General features: G+C 52.3%; 1 tRNA gene and 1 rRNA gene. Both read left to right on the forward strand.

The features are described from left to right. Window positions 1-6: 6 nt before the first annotated feature. A 5S ribosomal RNA gene (gene rrf, locus ACQ3F0_RS26905) occupies window positions 7-123 on the forward strand. A 6-nt stretch (window positions 124-129) separates the two neighbouring features. Beyond that, a tRNA-Ile gene (locus tag ACQ3F0_RS26910) sits at window positions 130-206 on the forward strand. The last annotated feature ends 50 nt before the right edge of the window (window positions 207-256 follow it).

Here is a 256-nt window from a genome sequence, read left to right on the forward strand (position 1 = left end):
TATATATCTGGTGATTATAGCTTGAAGGTAACACCCGTTCCCATTCCGAACACGAAGGTTAAGCTTCAACACGCTGATGGTACTGCACGGGAGACTGTGTGGGAGAGTAGGACGTTGCCAGGTAACTATGGATCTTTAGCTCAGCTGGTTAGAGCAACCGGCTCATAACCGGTAGGTCCGGGGTTCGAGTCCCTGAAGGTCCACCATTTTTGGGGGTATAGCTCAGTTGGGAGAGCACCTGCCTTGCACGCAGGGG

Source organism: Clostridium sediminicola, assembly GCF_050402865.1.
Taxonomy (GTDB): Bacteria; Bacillota; Clostridia; order Clostridiales; family Clostridiaceae; genus Clostridium_AF; species Clostridium_AF sediminicola.